The organism is Nocardia sp. X0981, assembly GCF_977089955.1.
The window spans coordinates 1,764,151-1,778,706 of record NZ_OZ372435.1; the positions used below are offsets into that span (position 1 = coordinate 1,764,151).

Annotated in this window: 16 protein-coding genes; 10 read left to right on the plus strand and 6 right to left on the minus strand. The window is 67.9% G+C overall.

Annotation, left to right across the window (positions count from 1 at the left end):
* The first annotated feature begins 2 nt into the window (after positions 1-2).
* The gene (gene tilS, locus ACYR7D_RS07765; protein WP_459548938.1) at positions 3-1,028 is read left to right on the plus strand and encodes a tRNA lysidine(34) synthetase TilS; all 1,026 of its coding nucleotides are present in this window, start codon (positions 3-5) and stop codon (positions 1,026-1,028) included.
* A gap of 1 nt (position 1,029) precedes the next feature.
* Entirely contained in the window at positions 1,030-1,593 is a 564-nt protein-coding gene (gene hpt / locus ACYR7D_RS07770; protein ID WP_459548939.1) for a hypoxanthine phosphoribosyltransferase, read from the plus strand.
* 57 nt (positions 1,594-1,650) lie between these two features.
* Here hpt and ACYR7D_RS07775 read toward each other — a convergent pair whose 3' ends face one another.
* From ACYR7D_RS07775 to ACYR7D_RS07790, 4 genes are all read right to left on the minus strand, one after another.
* Positions 1,651-2,535, minus strand: coding sequence for a LysR family transcriptional regulator (locus tag ACYR7D_RS07775; protein WP_459548940.1), 885 nt, complete (start codon positions 2,533-2,535; stop codon positions 1,651-1,653).
* 416 nt (positions 2,536-2,951) lie between these two features.
* Positions 2,952-3,788 carry an SDR family oxidoreductase gene (locus ACYR7D_RS07780; protein ID WP_459548941.1) on the minus strand — a complete coding sequence of 279 codons (837 nt, stop codon included), beginning with the start codon at positions 3,786-3,788 and terminating at the stop codon, positions 2,952-2,954.
* A gap of 112 nt (positions 3,789-3,900) precedes the next feature.
* A complete protein-coding gene (locus ACYR7D_RS07785; RefSeq protein WP_459548942.1) occupies positions 3,901-5,493 on the minus strand; it encodes an aldehyde dehydrogenase family protein in 1,593 nt (530 codons plus the stop codon).
* Between the two features lie 120 nt (positions 5,494-5,613).
* On the minus strand, positions 5,614-5,868 hold the full coding sequence (locus ACYR7D_RS07790) for a DUF2277 domain-containing protein (RefSeq protein ID WP_459548943.1): 255 nt from the start codon (positions 5,866-5,868) through the stop codon (positions 5,614-5,616).
* 102 nt (positions 5,869-5,970) lie between these two features.
* Here ACYR7D_RS07790 and ACYR7D_RS07795 point away from each other — a divergent pair, with 102 nt between their 5' ends.
* Positions 5,971-6,786, plus strand: a complete 816-nt coding sequence (locus ACYR7D_RS07795) for a DUF1266 domain-containing protein (protein WP_459548944.1) — start codon at positions 5,971-5,973, stop codon at positions 6,784-6,786.
* 39 nt (positions 6,787-6,825) lie between these two features.
* On the opposite strand, the gene ACYR7D_RS07800 is transcribed toward ACYR7D_RS07795, so the two are convergent.
* Positions 6,826-7,575, minus strand: coding sequence for an SDR family oxidoreductase (locus tag ACYR7D_RS07800; RefSeq protein WP_459548945.1), 750 nt, complete (start codon positions 7,573-7,575; stop codon positions 6,826-6,828).
* 38 nt (positions 7,576-7,613) lie between these two features.
* On the opposite strand from ACYR7D_RS07800, the gene ACYR7D_RS07805 reads away from it, so the two are divergent.
* Positions 7,614-7,742, plus strand: coding sequence for a hypothetical protein (locus ACYR7D_RS07805; RefSeq protein ID WP_459548946.1), 129 nt, complete (start codon positions 7,614-7,616; stop codon positions 7,740-7,742).
* Between the two features lie 27 nt (positions 7,743-7,769).
* Here the strand turns inward: ACYR7D_RS07805 and ACYR7D_RS07810 are convergent, their stop codons facing one another.
* The gene (locus tag ACYR7D_RS07810; RefSeq protein ID WP_459548947.1) at positions 7,770-8,675 is read right to left on the minus strand and encodes a hypothetical protein; all 906 of its coding nucleotides are present in this window, start codon (positions 8,673-8,675) and stop codon (positions 7,770-7,772) included.
* A gap of 389 nt (positions 8,676-9,064) precedes the next feature.
* Between ACYR7D_RS07810 and ftsH the strand changes: the two genes are divergently transcribed.
* From ftsH to ACYR7D_RS07840, 6 genes are all read left to right on the plus strand, one after another.
* Positions 9,065-11,383 (plus strand): ATP-dependent zinc metalloprotease FtsH, encoded by a 2,319-nt coding sequence (ftsH, locus tag ACYR7D_RS07815; protein WP_459548948.1) that lies wholly within the window; start codon positions 9,065-9,067, stop codon positions 11,381-11,383.
* Positions 11,384-11,459: 76 nt separating this feature from the next.
* Complete coding sequence (gene folE, locus ACYR7D_RS07820) at positions 11,460-12,131, plus strand: GTP cyclohydrolase I FolE (RefSeq protein WP_459548949.1); 672 nt, start codon at positions 11,460-11,462, stop codon at positions 12,129-12,131.
* A gap of 89 nt (positions 12,132-12,220) precedes the next feature.
* Entirely contained in the window at positions 12,221-13,039 is an 819-nt protein-coding gene (gene folP, locus ACYR7D_RS07825; RefSeq protein ID WP_459550073.1) for a dihydropteroate synthase, read from the plus strand.
* Entirely contained in the window at positions 13,036-13,428 is a 393-nt protein-coding gene (gene folB / locus ACYR7D_RS07830; protein WP_459548950.1) for a dihydroneopterin aldolase, read from the plus strand. Before folP ends, folB begins: the two co-directional genes overlap by 4 nt.
* Positions 13,425-13,970, plus strand: a complete 546-nt coding sequence (folK, locus tag ACYR7D_RS07835; RefSeq protein WP_459548951.1) for a 2-amino-4-hydroxy-6-hydroxymethyldihydropteridine diphosphokinase — start codon at positions 13,425-13,427, stop codon at positions 13,968-13,970. The genes folB and folK overlap by 4 nt, the downstream gene beginning before the upstream one ends.
* Before the next feature lie 56 nt (positions 13,971-14,026).
* Complete coding sequence (locus ACYR7D_RS07840; RefSeq protein WP_459550074.1) at positions 14,027-14,503, plus strand: DUF3180 domain-containing protein; 477 nt, start codon at positions 14,027-14,029, stop codon at positions 14,501-14,503.
* The last annotated feature ends 53 nt before the right edge of the window (positions 14,504-14,556 follow it).

Below are 14,556 nucleotides of genomic sequence, written 5' to 3' on the forward strand. Positions count from 1 at the left end.
CCGTGCCACCAGCGGAGCGGCGGGGGGTCCGGCTGCCGGAAACGCCCGCGGTGCTGGCCCTGCGGCATGCCGTCCGCGATTGGTTGTCCCGTTTCGGGACGGCGGAGCCGGGGGTGGCGGTCGCCCTTTCCGGCGGCGCGGATTCGCTCGCCCTCACCGGTGCGGCGCTCGCCGAATGCGCGGTGGTCGACGCGCTGGTGGTGGACCACCGGTTACAGCGCGGGTCGGACGAGGTCGCGGCGCGCGCCGCGGCTACCGCCCGCTCGTTGGGTTGCCGTTCCGCGCGGGTGCTGCCGGTCGAGGTGACCGGCCCGGGCGGGATGGAGGCGGCCGCCCGCACCGCGCGCTATACGGCGCTGGAAGCCGCTCGCGGCGGCCTGCCGGTACTGCTCGGCCATACGCTCGACGATCAAGCCGAAACCGTGCTGCTCGGCCTCGGCCGCGGATCGGGCGCGCGCTCGATCCAGGGTATGGCGCCTTATGACGAACCCTGGGGCCGCCCGTTACTGGGGATACGGCGGGAGACCACCCGCCGGTTCTGCGCCGACCTCGGCCTGACTCCCTACGAGGACCCGCACAACAGTTCCCCGGAATTCACCCGGGTCCGGCTGCGCACCGAGGTCCTGCCCCTGCTCGAGGATGTGCTCGGTGGGACCGCCGCCCTCGCCCTGGCGCGTACCGCCGAACAGTTGCGCGAGGACAACGCCGTATTGGACGAGCTCGCCGAGCACCTGGTGATCCGGGCGGGAGAGGGGTCTCCTACGCTGGCATGCGCCGTGCTGGCCGGCGCGGCCCCGGCGGTGCGCCGCCGGGCCGTAAGGGCCTGGCTGCTGGCGTGCGGGGTGCGGTCGGTGACCGGTTCGCATCTGCGGAGTATCGACGAGCTGGTGGTGGCCTGGCGCGGCCAGGGCGGGGTCGCGGTGGGCGGCGCCGGGCGGGGGACGAGGTTGGTCGTCGTCCGCGAGCATGGCAGGCTGACACTTGCCCACACCGCCCGGGAGACTCGAGACCGAAGGGAAACCAGTTGACGTGTACGGGGACGATATCGCTTCGGTTCTGATCACCGAAGAAGAAATCGCGGCCAAGACCAGTGAACTGGCCGAGGTGATCGCCAAGCGATACCCGGCCGACGCCCCGGAAGGGGATCTGCTGTTGGTCGGCGTGCTCAAGGGCGCCATTTTCTTCATGACGGATCTGGCCAAGGCCCTGCCCATCCCGACGCAGATGGAGTTCATGGCCGTCTCGTCCTACGGATCCTCGACGTCCTCGTCCGGTGTGGTGCGCATCATGAAGGACCTGGACAAGGACATCGCGGGCCGCAATGTGCTGATCGTCGAGGACATCATCGACTCGGGGCTGACGCTGTCGTGGTTGATGCGTAATCTCTCCACCCGCAACCCGGCTTCGCTGGAGGTGGTGACCCTGCTGCGCAAACCCGATGCGTTGCGCACGCAGGTCGAGGTCGCGAACGTCGGTTTCGATATCCCGAACGAATTCGTCGTGGGCTACGGCCTCGATTACGCCGAACGCTACCGCGATCTGCCGTATATCGGCACGCTGCATCCGCGGGTTTACGGCGGCGAGCCGGCCTGAACCGGCGGTGGGTAGGCGGGCGGTGGCCCGGCTACCCACGACCGGCGGTGGCGGGGGTCAGGCGGAGATGGCGGGCGGCGCCGCGAAGCCGCCCGCGAGGGCGCGCTGCCCGAATTCGAGGATGGTCGGGCGGGAATCATCGGCGCGCCAGGCGACCGCGAGTTCGCACGGCGGCAGGCCGGTCACCGGACGGGCGGTCAGGCCCGGCCACCGATACATCGGGACATTGTTCTCGGCGAGCAGGCAGAGCCCGAGTCCGAGCCCTACGGCCTCCAGCCGATCCTCCGGGGTGGCTGCTTCGGCACCGATGGTGGCGGGACGACCGTTGCGTGCATCGTTGCCGAGCCAGAAGTCACGGACGGCGCCGGCCTCGGCGGGGAGCGCGATGAACGGCTCGTCCGCGATATCGGCGAAATCGATCATTTCCTGGTGCGCGCGCGGGTGGTTCTCCGGGAGCAGCACCCAGCGGCGTTCGCTGCGCAGTACCTGCCAGCGGTAGCGATTGGAGTCGGGCAGGGGTAACCAGACCAGGGCCAGATCGGCTTGCCGGCCGGCGAGTCCGCTGGAGGGGTCGGTCCAGGCGGCCTGATGCAGGGCGAGCCGGTGGCCGCTGGCACTTTCCAGATCGTGTAGCAGGCCACGACCCAACGTCGACTGCAGGCCGACCCGCAGCACTTCGCCTGCTTCCTGGAGCGAGCTGTTGGTGGTCTCCCAGAGTTCCAAGATCTTCCGGGCGCCGTTGAGCAGTTCCTTGCCGGCGACCGTGAGCGCGACACTGCGCTGGTTGCGATCGAACAGGACCACATCGAGCTGACGTTCCAGCTGTCGGATTTGACGCGACAGGGTCGGTTGAGCGATGTGCAGCCGTTGGGCGGCGTTGGTGAAGTGCAGTTCCTCGGCGACGGCGACGAAATACCGCAGATCGCGCAAATGCGGGTCCATAGCACCTTGCTATCAGAATCGTTGCCGAATTTCCAGCCCTAATATGTTCGGAAGGTCCGCATACCCGGTTCGAAACAGTCGGCAGGTTTGTTAGTGACAGCTTATGGGGTGTCACCGTGATGTGCATCATTGGTTCTCCGCTCGGCGGTCCGCGCCGCTCGGCCGGGCGACGCGGAGCGGGAGGATGCGCATTTCCCGTGGTAGGGCTTTTTCGGCGAGTATGGGCACTCCACCTCGGCTGATGTGGGCGGGCCCGGGCGGGTGGCCGGTGCCCGGGCCTCGTATGTGCTGTGTCCACCCCCGTTTCGCCCGTTGGTGATATTGGTCACATTGGGGTTTCGGGGCCGTCTTTTCGGCGCGAACGCGACGCCACGGCCCGTCGGAAACGGACCGTGGCGTCGTCCATATGCTTCGGTTCAGTCCTGCCGGATGCGTTCCTCATAGGCACGGCGCTTCTCGGCGTCCACATCGTCGAGGAAGGTCCGTGCCGAGCCCATCGACCGCCCCAACGCGTCACCCACCGCCTGCGGCAACAGGTTCACGAAAACCGACATGGCGCCGGCCGCGCGCGTGACCCGAGCCTTGGCCCGGGGCTTGGCGATCAACCGGACCACCGCGGCGGCGATATCCGCCGGTTCGGCGGCCGGCAGCCCCTTCGGTGCGGCGACCCCCGATCCGAGATCGGTATTGGTGAGAGTGGGCAGTACCGAGGAGAACGCGACGCCGGTACCCCGGTACTCCTCGCGCAGAGTGTCGGTGAAACCGAGCACCGCGTGTTTGGACGCGTTATAGGTGGCCAAGCCGGGGATATGGGTCTCCCCGGCCAGGGAAGCGATATTGATGATGTGCCCGGACCCGCGTTCGAGCATCCGGGCCAGCGCGATCTTCGAGCCGAGGATCACGCCGTAGACATTGATATCCAGAATCCGGCGAGTGATCTGATCGGATTCTTCGACCAGCCGCCCGGTCGGCATGATCCCGGCATTGTTGATCAGCACGTCGACCGGACCGAGCTCGCGTTCCACATCGTCGAGGAAAGTGGTGAACGACTGGATATCGGTGACGTCCAGCCGGCCGTAGTACGCGAAATCGTGATCGGTACCCGATTCCTTGACGGTCTTCTCGTCGATATCGCCGATCGCGATCCGGGCTCCCAATTTCGCGAGGGCGAGTGCGGTGGCCAGGCCGATACCACGGGCACCCCCGGTGATCACGACAACCTTGCCACGAATGGATTCGGTCTTGCTCACCATTGTTCCTTTCGAGCGGTTTCGGACGGTCCGCGGCGACCGGGGTAAAGGCGGAGGTATCGCCTCGGGCGTCCTTCTCCGCCGTTGCCTCTGCCCTCGGTGGAGGTATCGCCCCTCATTGTTTTTCTCCCTTGAGACGGAGCAGGGCGGGAACATTGATCCGGCGCATACCGCGCGCACCGGCCGCGCGCATGGCGCCGAGGCCGATCAGGATCTTGTTGAGGTCGTAGGGCATCCAGGTGAGTTCCCGTTCCTGCGTCGGCAGCATCGGCGTGGTGACGGCCTTGGCCTTGCAGTATTTGCGCACTCCATTGGGGCCGCCCCAGCGGGCCCCGACCCCGGAATCACCCCAGCCGCCCATCGGGAGCGCGAAATTGAACAGGTTGGCGAAGACGTCGTTGATATTCACCGCGCCCGCGTTCAGGGCCCGGGCCACCCGTTCACCACGGGCCTTGTCCTCGGTCCACACCGAGGCCGAGAGCCCGAACACGGAATCGTTGGCCAGCCGGATGGCTTCCGCTTCGTCGGCCACTTTCATCACCGGCAGGGTCGGCCCGAAGGTCTCTTCGGTCATACACGACATGCTGTGGTCCACATCGACCAGCACCGTCGGCTCGAAGAAGGTGCCCTCACCGGTGCGCTTACCCCCGGTGAGCACCTTGGCCCCGGCGGCGACCGCTTCGTCGATATGCCGTGCCACGATGGCGACCTGACTTTCGTTGGCCATCGCTCCGACATCGTTGCGTGGGGTGCGGTCGTCACGACCCTGGCGCAGCGCCTCGACGTTCGCGGTCAATTTGGCGACGAATTCGTCGTATACCGGCGCCTCCACATAGACCCGCTCCACCGAGATGCAGACCTGCCCGGAGTTGAACATGCCGCCGAACGTGATTCCGTGCGCGGCGCGGTCGAGGTCGGCATCGGCCAGCACGATGGCCGGATCCTTACCCCCGAGTTCCAGGCTGTAGGGGATCATCCGAGCCGCGCAGGCGGAGGCGATCCGGCGACCGGTGGCCGTGGAGCCGGTGAACTGGATGTAGTCGGCATTGTCGACGACGGCCGCGCCTGTCGCGCCGGCTCCGGTGACGACGGAGAACACCGGAGGGGCGCCGATCTCGGTCCAGCCGCGTGCGAGTTCGAGGGCGGAAAGCGGGGTGACCTCGGAGGGCTTCAAGATCACCGCGGCACCGGCCGCCAGCGCCGGGATCACATCCAGAATGGGCATGGCCAACGGGAAGTTCCACGGGGTGATCACTCCGACCACCGGATACGGTTCGAAGATCGTGGTCAGCCGTTTCACCCGGGCCAGGGGGCTGTGCGGCGACGGGTGCTCGTCGGCCAGGAACTTGCCGGCGCGCCGCGCGTAATAGCCGATCAGATCGCTACCGAAAATCGGGTCGATAAGGGCGTCGACCCGGGGTTTGCCGGTCTCGGACTGGAGGACGTCGGCCAGGACCTCGGTGTTGTCGATGATCCAGTCCTGCAGTCTCAGGAGCCATTCCTTACGCCCGTCGGGGCCGATGGCCACCCATTCGCGCTGGTGTTCGCGCAGTTCCGCGATAGTGGCCACAACATGCTCGGCGGACATATCGGCCACCGAGCCGACCACCTCTCCGGTGGCGGGGTTCAGGACACGGATATCCGAGTCCGGGGACGCGCCCGTGGGCTCGGCCGCGGCGTCGGACTGTGCCGATTCGGTTTTGGTCACTGCTGTTCTCCCACTGCGTGCTCGTAACCGGTTGCGGCTGATCGTTGTGAATCAGCTCACGGGTTCGATCGTGACACACTGGGCGGACACCGCGCCCGGCCGCGGTACCCGAGGTTGCGGTTATCCGTTTTCGCGAGCCAGCCGGCGCAGAGGCGGTTCGGTAGCCGGGGGCATCCGGCGGTCGGGCAGTTCCGCGAGCAAGGTGGTGGTCGCCGCGGCGACCGCCGCGACCGCCTTGTCCACGGCGGGTTTGGTGGCCGAACTCAGCCCGGACAGGCCACCGACCTTGCGCACGTACTGTAGGGCGGCGGCATAGATCTCCTGCTCGGTAGCGGCGGGTTCCAGACCTCGCAAGACGGTGATGTTTCTACACATGGATGCACATTAGCCCCGGAACAGGGCCTGTGACAGGCCAAGGAACAAATGTGAAAACACATTGACCGGACCAGCCCGGGGGCCGGGTCCTAGACTCACGGTATGGCTGCTGTCGGATTGCCCACCCCGACCCCCTTCCCCTATCCGGAGCTGGACAAGCGCGAGGAAGATCATTGGTCCGGCGCGGAGATCGACGACGACCGCCTGCGCGCATTGTCGCTGGGCGCTTTCTACTCGGCCCGCTGGGACGCCTTCCACGACGCGCTGCTGCTCGGACCCGAGCGGGACCATCCGCTCGGTGACCGGCGTGAACTGGCCATCGATACGCTCACCGGCGCCTGGGGGATCACCGACGGTACCGAGGCCCGCGCCTCCATGGAACAGCTTCTCGAAGGTATGCACGCGCCCCTGTACGCCCTGGTGCACCCGCTGGTCACCGCCTCCCTGAATGCCAGCGAACGCGACCGCTTCGGGGAGCGCGCCGACCGGCACCGCGCTTTCCTGCGGCAGGTCGCCTCGTTCCGCGGTATCGACAACTCCGAGGCACTTGTTCGCGACTACGACATCTGGTCCCAAGCGATAAAGATCGGTTTCACCGACCATCTCTCCCGCCCCCTGCCCGCCGATATCCACGCCTGGGATCTGGCCCGGGTGGTCGCCGTGGCGCGTATGGCCTACACCGCCGGCTATATCGAGGCGGATGTGGCCTGGGATTATCTGGCCCGGGCGCTGCCACTGGCGCAGCGCAAATACCGCAACTGGCGCCAGTTCGGTGATGCCTACCTCACCGGCTGGACCTACTGGCAGGCCTGCGAGGACCTGGCCGAACTCAAGGACGGTGGGGTGGACCGCCGCCTGGAGCTGCTCCGGCTCTGGCTGCGCCCCACCAGTCCGTGGCGGCGTATCGAGTTGCACTAGCTCCGGAAGCATCCGCCGCCCGGTACGGGGCGACCGCGCCTAGCGCTGTCCGGCCAGCCATCGGTCGAAGGTGGTCGGTGCGATGCGCGCGTTCGCGTCGGGCAGCAGTGCGTTCCCGGCCATATCCGGACCGAACAGTGACGACCAGGTCGGCACCAGCTTTATCGACCGGCCGAGCACGTCGTTGGTGCGGCGGGCCATATCCACCAGGTCCTGGGTTTCGGGCCCGGCGATATCGCGGTAGCGGCCCCGAGGTGCGCCGGTCGCGATCTCGGCGAGGATCGCGGCCACATCGGCGGGTGCGATCGGTTGAACGAGCAGGGGCGCGATGGGGGCGACGCCGTCCTGCTCGGTCCAGCGGGTCACCATGACGGCGAAATCGTGGAACTGTGTGGCGGGGACGATCGTCCACGGAACCGGGCCCTGACTCACGCGGCGTTCCTGTTCCCGTTTGCCCGCGTAGTGGGCATTGCCCTCGACGCGGCCGACCCCGGCGATGGAGAGCAGCACGTGGTGGCGGACACCGGCCCTGTGCTCGGCTTCGAGCAGGTTCTGTGTGGTGGTGCCGAAGTGGGCGACGGATTCGGCGCGGTCGGCGGTGGTGTAATTCGTCACGTCTATCACGGCGTCCGCACCGGTCAGCGCGGAATCCAGGCCCGCACCGGTCGCGAGGTCCACACCCTGGGAGCGGCTGATGGGTACGACCTCGTGCCCGTTCGCCTCGAGCGCGGTGACGGTGAGAGCTCCGATATTTCCGGTGGCTCCGGCGACGGCGATACGCAAGCTCATGGCTTCCTCCTCGTTCGGCGGTTCTCGCTGCCCTGGCGGTGAAGACGGCCGAAGCCCACGAAGCCCGGCGCCGCAGCCCGGCCGCGATCGCCCTGGTGGATCTGGTCACCGACCTACCGGAGTGGGCCCCGCCTCGTACCCGGCAGCGCCCGACCGGGGCGTCGTAGCCGAGCCGGCGACGGTGCCGTCGACGCTCAGATACCCGGCAGGGAGCGCAGGATACCGCGGCCGTATCGCTGGAACTGCGTATCGTCGACCATGCCCAGGGAATGCCGCTCGACCAGCAGTTCCCATTCCGAGTACAGATGGGCGACGCTGGGGTCGGCCGGTCCGGTCGAACCGTCCACCGCGACCAGCCGGACCGCGAAGTTGATCGCGCAGGCCACCCGCTCGGCGTCGGCCCGGTCCAGGGCGGTGAAGTGCATCGTGGTGTTGCCGTCGTGCACTTCGATCAGGGGGCGACGGCCGGCGGCGCGCGCGTCCTCGGCCACCGACAGCGCCTCCTCGGTGGCGCGCGCGTGCATGATCACCGGGATCGGCAGTTCGTGGGCGTACGGTTCGTCGACGCCCAGCGAGGTCAGCAGCACCCGCGCGGTGGTCACCGTGAGCAGGCAGACATCGTCGCCGCCGACCGGCGGGTGTGCGACGACACGCGCGGTTTCCAGCACGTACTCGTCATCGCCGACGTATCCGTGCAGGCCGGCCACGGCGGGTTCGCCGCGTCCGTTCGCCGACATCCGGCGGACCGCCCGCTCCACATCCGCGCGGACGGGCCCGTGATCGGTCGGCTCGGTGAGGGGCGGTGTGAGATCCGGCGCCGCGATATCGACCCGCTGTGCCGCCAGGATCTGGTCGTTGATCCGCGCCACGATCCCGGCGGCCGCGGGCACATCGTGTTCGGCGATGAGCACGGGCAGCGGGGTGCGATCGGCGGGTACCCCGACCAGCACCGGAGTGGGATAGCGCAGATAGATCTCGATGACCACCGCGTCGTCGGCACGCCGGCTCAGCCGTACCTCCAGCAGATCGGTCACCGCGACGTCCAGGACTCGTTCGCCGTCGCTGTCGACATCGCCGTCGGCTTCCGGGCGAAGGACCACGAGCCGTCCTTCACCGTGCCGCACGATAGCTGTGGGTGTCCGTAACTCGACTATGTCCATACCCCCTGCGCTCGGGTCGTACGTCGATCATCATCGGTCATGCGTGCCATGATTGTGATCACTACGAGATACCACAGACCACGACCCCGGGAACCACCGTGGATTTCCGGCCGTTTAGCTGTTGAACTGCATCACACGCCGAACTCCTTGCTTGCGATAAGTCAGGAAGCGCGATGTATCGGTTAGACGGTACGCGGTAACGTGGCATGTCCGCATCCGAATCCGCCATCAGGCGGTTCCCGGAGGCGGGTTGCGCCGTCCGAGAGCGACGCATCGCTAGGCAAGAACGCGGAGACGCCTGAAAGGACTGGCCGCCCGGCCGACGCTCTATGAACCGCAAGACAGTGTTTCGCACCCTGGCGATAATCGCGGGCATTCTGCTCGTGATCTATCTGTTCAGTTACTTCGGCAACGACACCCGCGGCTGGCAGAGCGTCGACACTTCGGTGGCCCTCAACCAGCTCGGCGACAAAGAGAACGTCACCCACGTTCAGATCGATGATCGCGAACAGCAGTTGCGGATCGAGCTGAAGAGCGGCAACGAAGCGACCCAGGGCCAGAACAAGATCATCGCGAAGTACCCCGGAGGCAGCGATACCTCCGCGCAGGTCTTCCAGGCCGTACAGAATTCCGGGGCGCCGTACAACACGGTGGTCAAACAGGAGAGCTGGCTCACCCAGATCCTGCTGTTCGTCCTGCCCATGGTGATCCTGCTCGGGCTGTTCATCTTCGTGATGTCGCGGATGCAGGGCGGCGGCCGCGGCGGCATGATGGGCTTCGGTAAATCCAAGGCCAAACAGCTGTCGAAGGATATGCCCAAGACCACTTTCGCCGATGTGGCCGGCGCCGACGAAGCTGTCGAAGAGCTGTACGAGATCAAGGATTTCCTGCAGAATCCCGTGCGCTACCAGGCGCTGGGCGCCAAGATCCCCAAGGGCGTCCTCCTCTACGGTCCTCCCGGCACCGGTAAGACGTTGCTGGCGCGCGCCGTAGCGGGCGAGGCGGGTGTTCCGTTCTTCACCATCTCCGGCTCGGATTTCGTGGAGATGTTCGTCGGTGTCGGCGCGTCCCGGGTGCGCGATCTGTTCGAGCAGGCCAAACAGAACAGTCCGTGCATCATCTTCGTCGACGAGATCGACGCGGTCGGCCGGCAGCGTGGCGCCGGTCTCGGCGGCGGCCACGACGAGCGCGAACAGACACTCAACCAGCTGCTGGTGGAAATGGACGGCTTCGGTGACCGCACCGGCATCATCCTGATCGCCGCCACCAACCGCCCCGATATCCTCGATCCGGCGCTGCTGCGCCCGGGACGTTTCGACCGCCAGATCCCGGTGAGCAACCCCGACCTGGCCGGTCGGCGCGCCATCCTGCGGGTCCACTCCCAGGGCAAGCCGATCTCCCCGGAAGCCGACCTCGACGGTCTGGCCAAACGCACCGTGGGTATGTCCGGCGCCGATCTGGCCAACGTGATCAACGAGGCCGCCCTGCTCACCGCCCGGGAAAACGGCTCCACCATCACCGGCGACGCGCTCGAGGAGTCGGTGGACCGGGTGATCGGCGGTCCGCGCCGGAAGAGCCGGATCATCAGCGAGCACGAGAAGAAGATCACCGCTTACCACGAGGGCGGCCACGCCCTGGCGGCCTGGGCGATGCCCGATATCGAACCGGTGTACAAGGTGACGATCCTGGCCCGCGGCCGTACCGGCGGACACGCCATGACCGTGCCCGAGGACGACAAAGGCCTGATGACCCGTTCGGAGATGATCGCCCGGCTGGTCATGGCCATGGGCGGCCGGGCGGCCGAGGAACTGGTTTTCCACGAGCCGACCACCGGCGCGTCCTCCGATATCGACCAGGCCACCAAGATCGCCCGGGCCATGGTCACCGAGTACGGGATGAGTGCCCGGCTCGGTGCCGTCCGCTACGGCCAGGAACAGGGCGATCCGTTCCTCGGCCGGTCCATGGGCACGGCATCGGACTATTCGCACGAGGTCGCCGGGGCCATCGACGAGGAGGTCCGCAACCTCATCGAGGCCGCGCACACCGAAGCCTGGGCGATTCTCAGCGAGTACCGCGATGTGCTCGACGAGCTGGCCACCGCCCTGCTGGAACGGGAGACCCTGCACCGCAAGGATCTGGAAACACTTCTCGGCGCGGTACGCAAACGTCCCCGGATCACCGCCTTCAACGACTTCGGGGAGCGGGTCCCTTCGGATAAGCCCCCGGTCAAGACCCCGGGTGAGCTCGCCGCCGAGCGAGGCGAGCCGTGGCCGCCGCAACCGGCGGTACCCGTGGGCGCCGCACCGCACGACCCGGCCGGTGGCCTGCCGCAGCCCGCGGGATACCCAGGCGCCGCCCTCCCGCAACACGGTTACCAGCAGCCCACCGGGTACCCGGCATCCCCGCCGCAGCCCGCCCCCGCCTATCCGCGGGGCGCGACGCAGGGTTCGCGACCCGATTACGGCGCTCCCGCGGGCTGGTCGGCCCCCGGCTGGCCGCCCCGGGAAGAGCCGCAGTCACCGCCCGATCCCGGCTACACCCCGGGCGGGACGGAACAGCCCCCGACCCCTCACCCCGAACAGGGCACCGGCGGAGAGCCGGGGCACGGCGGCACACACTCGTGGGACAGCCCGAACGGCCGGCAGTAACCCGGTCCGGACTACGCTCGGACGGAATCGGCGCGCGGTGCGTACTGCCGTGCCCGAGATGTGGAGGTGTCCTCGAATGTCGGCCCATCAGCAGATCGACGGCCAAGGAGCCGGTATCCCCGCCGAGCTGGGAGAAACCGGCCCTCGGGAACCGGAACTGATCGCCCTGCACACGGGTGAACCGTTCGACCAGAAGAGAGCCGAGGCGGCGGTCCGGGAGCTGCTGATCGCGGTCGGGGAGAACCCCGACCGCCCCGGGTTGCTGGATACGCCCGCCCGGGTCGCCCGGGCCTACCGGGAGATGTTCGCCGGGCTGTACGTGGAACCGGATACGGTGCTGAACACCACCTTCGACGAGGAGCACCAGGAATTGGTGCTGGTCCGGGATATCCCGATGTACTCCACCTGCGAACATCATCTGGTGTCCTTCCACGGTGTCGCGCACGTCGGTTACATCCCCGGTACGCACGGCCGGGTGACCGGGCTGTCGAAACTGGCACGGCTGGTCGATCTGTACGCCAAACGACCCCAGGTGCAGGAGCGGCTCACCAGCCAGATCGCCGATGCCGTCATGCGGAAACTCGATCCGCGCGGCGCCATCGTGGTGATCGAGGCCGAACACCTGTGCATGGCGATGCGGGGCATCCGTAAACCCGGCGCCAGTACCACCACCTCGGCGGTACGGGGTCTGTTGCAGACCAGTTCGGCCTCCCGTGCCGAAGCTCTCGACCTGATCCTGCGCAAGTGAGCGAGCAGCGACCGGCCGCCGTCCCCACGCTGACCGGCGTGCTGCCCCGCCCGGGTGTCCAGCCGCGCCCGGGCCGCTCGTGTGTGGTGATGGGCATTGTCAATGTGACCAGTGATTCGTTCTCCGACGGCGGGCGCTATCTCGACCCGGACCGCGCGATCGAACACGGCGTCCGGCTGTACGAGATGGGTGCGGACATCGTCGACGTGGGTGGCGAATCGACCCGTCCCGGTGCCGTCCGGGTGGATCCGGAAACAGAGATCCAGCGGGTGGTGCCGGTGATCTGCGGGCTGGTCGCGGCCGGGGTGCCCACCAGCGTCGACACCATGCGGGCCGGCGTGGCCGAGGCAGCCATAGCGGCCGGAGTCTCGGTGGTCAACGACGTCTCCGGCGGGCGCGCGGATCCCGCGATGGCCGAGGTGGTCGCCGCGGCGGATATCCCGTGGATCCTCATGCACTGGCGGGCCGCGGCGGATTACCGGCACACCGGCCCGGCCGGACACTACGACGATGTGGTGGCCGAGGTGCGCGCCGAGCTCGGTGCGCAGGTACGGCACGCCGTCGACGCGGGCGTGGATCCCACCCGGCTCATTCTCGACCCGGGTCTGGGGTTCGCGAAGAGCGCGGAACACAACTGGGCGCTGCTGGCCGCGCTCGACCGGTTCGTCGCGGACGGTTTCCCGGTGCTGATCGGGGCGTCGCGCAAACGTTTCCTGGGATCGCTGCTGGCCGATACCGAGGGTCCACGCCCGCCTGCCCGCCGGGAGACCGCCACCGCCACCGTGTCCGCGCTGGCGGCCTGGCACGGTGCCTGGGGCGTCCGGGTGCACGATGTCCGGGGTTCGCAGGACGCCATCGCTGTCACCGATGCCTGGCGCGAAGCCGCACGGATGGGAGCGTCCCGGTGAGCACACGCCCGGCCGGACCGGACCGTATCGAACTACGCGGGCTGCGCGTTTTCGGCTATCACGGGGTCTACGAGCACGAACGCCGGGACGGACAGGAATTCGTGGTGGATCTGACCGTATGGACGGATATCTCCGCCGCCGCGGCCACCGACGACCTGGCTCGTACCGTGGATTACGGCGCGCTGGCCGATCTCGCCGTGCGAATCGTGCAGGGGCCGCCGCGCGACCTCATCGAGACAGTGGCCGCCGAGATCGCCGACCGGGTGCGTGCCGTACCCGGCGTCGCCGATGTCGAGGTGACGCTCCACAAACCGGCCGCGCCGATCCCGCACAGCTTCGCCGATGTGCGCGTGGTCACCGGCGGCCGCCGCGAGCAGGCGGCGCCATGACACGTGCTGTCCTCTCCATCGGTTCGAACATGGGGGACCGCCTGGAATTGTTACGGGGTGTCGTCGCAAATCTCGGTACGCGCGTCCGCGCGGTATCGCCGGTGTACACCACCGCGCCCTGGGGCGGGGTGGAACAGGACGATTTCCTCAATGCCGTGTTGGTGGCCGAGGACCCCGCCTACGACTGTTACGACTGGTTGCGCCACGGTCGGCGACTCGAACAGGCCGCCGGCCGGGAACGCACGGTGCGCTGGGGCGCCCGCACGCTCGATGTGGATATCGTGTCCTGCGCCGAAGCGACCGAGGCGGGCTGGCGTGTCTGCCGGGCCACCGATCCCCAACTCACTCTTCCACATCCGCGGGCCCACGAGCGGGCTTTCGTACTGGTGCCCTGGCTGGATGTGGAGCCCGACGCGCGCCTGGAGGTCGGCGGAACCGGGTACCGGGTCGCCGACCTGCTGGCGGAGCTGGACCCCGGCGAACGCGCGGGCGTGCGCCGTACCGGATTCACCCTCGACCCCGCCGCAGGAGACGCGCCATGACCTTCGGGGGCAGCGACAAGAACACCGGCGGCGGTCCCGGGGACAGCGGCGGGGGGATGAAACTCAAACCCACCCGTATCCGCGAGCTCCTGGCCAATGTGCTGATCGCCGCCTTGATCGCCTGGGTGGCCACCCGCCTGGCCTACGGGAGTTTCCCGCCGATCACCACTATCGCCGGGGCCTCCCTGTATCCGGTGGCGGCGCTGGAGGCCGCCCTCGGTTTCTATATCCGGTCGCGGGTCAGCAACCGGCAGATCGGCGCAGATCTGCGTCAGCTACATCCGATCACCGTTGCCCGGGCTCTCGCTCTGGCGAAGGCATCCGCTCAGGTGGGGTCGCTGGTGGCCGGGGTCTGGCTGGGATTTCTGCTGTGGATATTCCCGCAACGCGGCGATCTGCGTGCGGCGGACGCGGACTATCCCGGCGCCCTCATCGGGTGTGGCGCCGGTATCGCGCTCGCCGTCGCCGCGCTGTGGCTCGAATACTGCTGCCGTGCCCCCGACGACCCCACCGACGATCCGGCCATTCCGTAGGTGGTCTCCGTGATGGAGGCCGCCCTTCCTGACCTGGGCGCGTACGGATATCG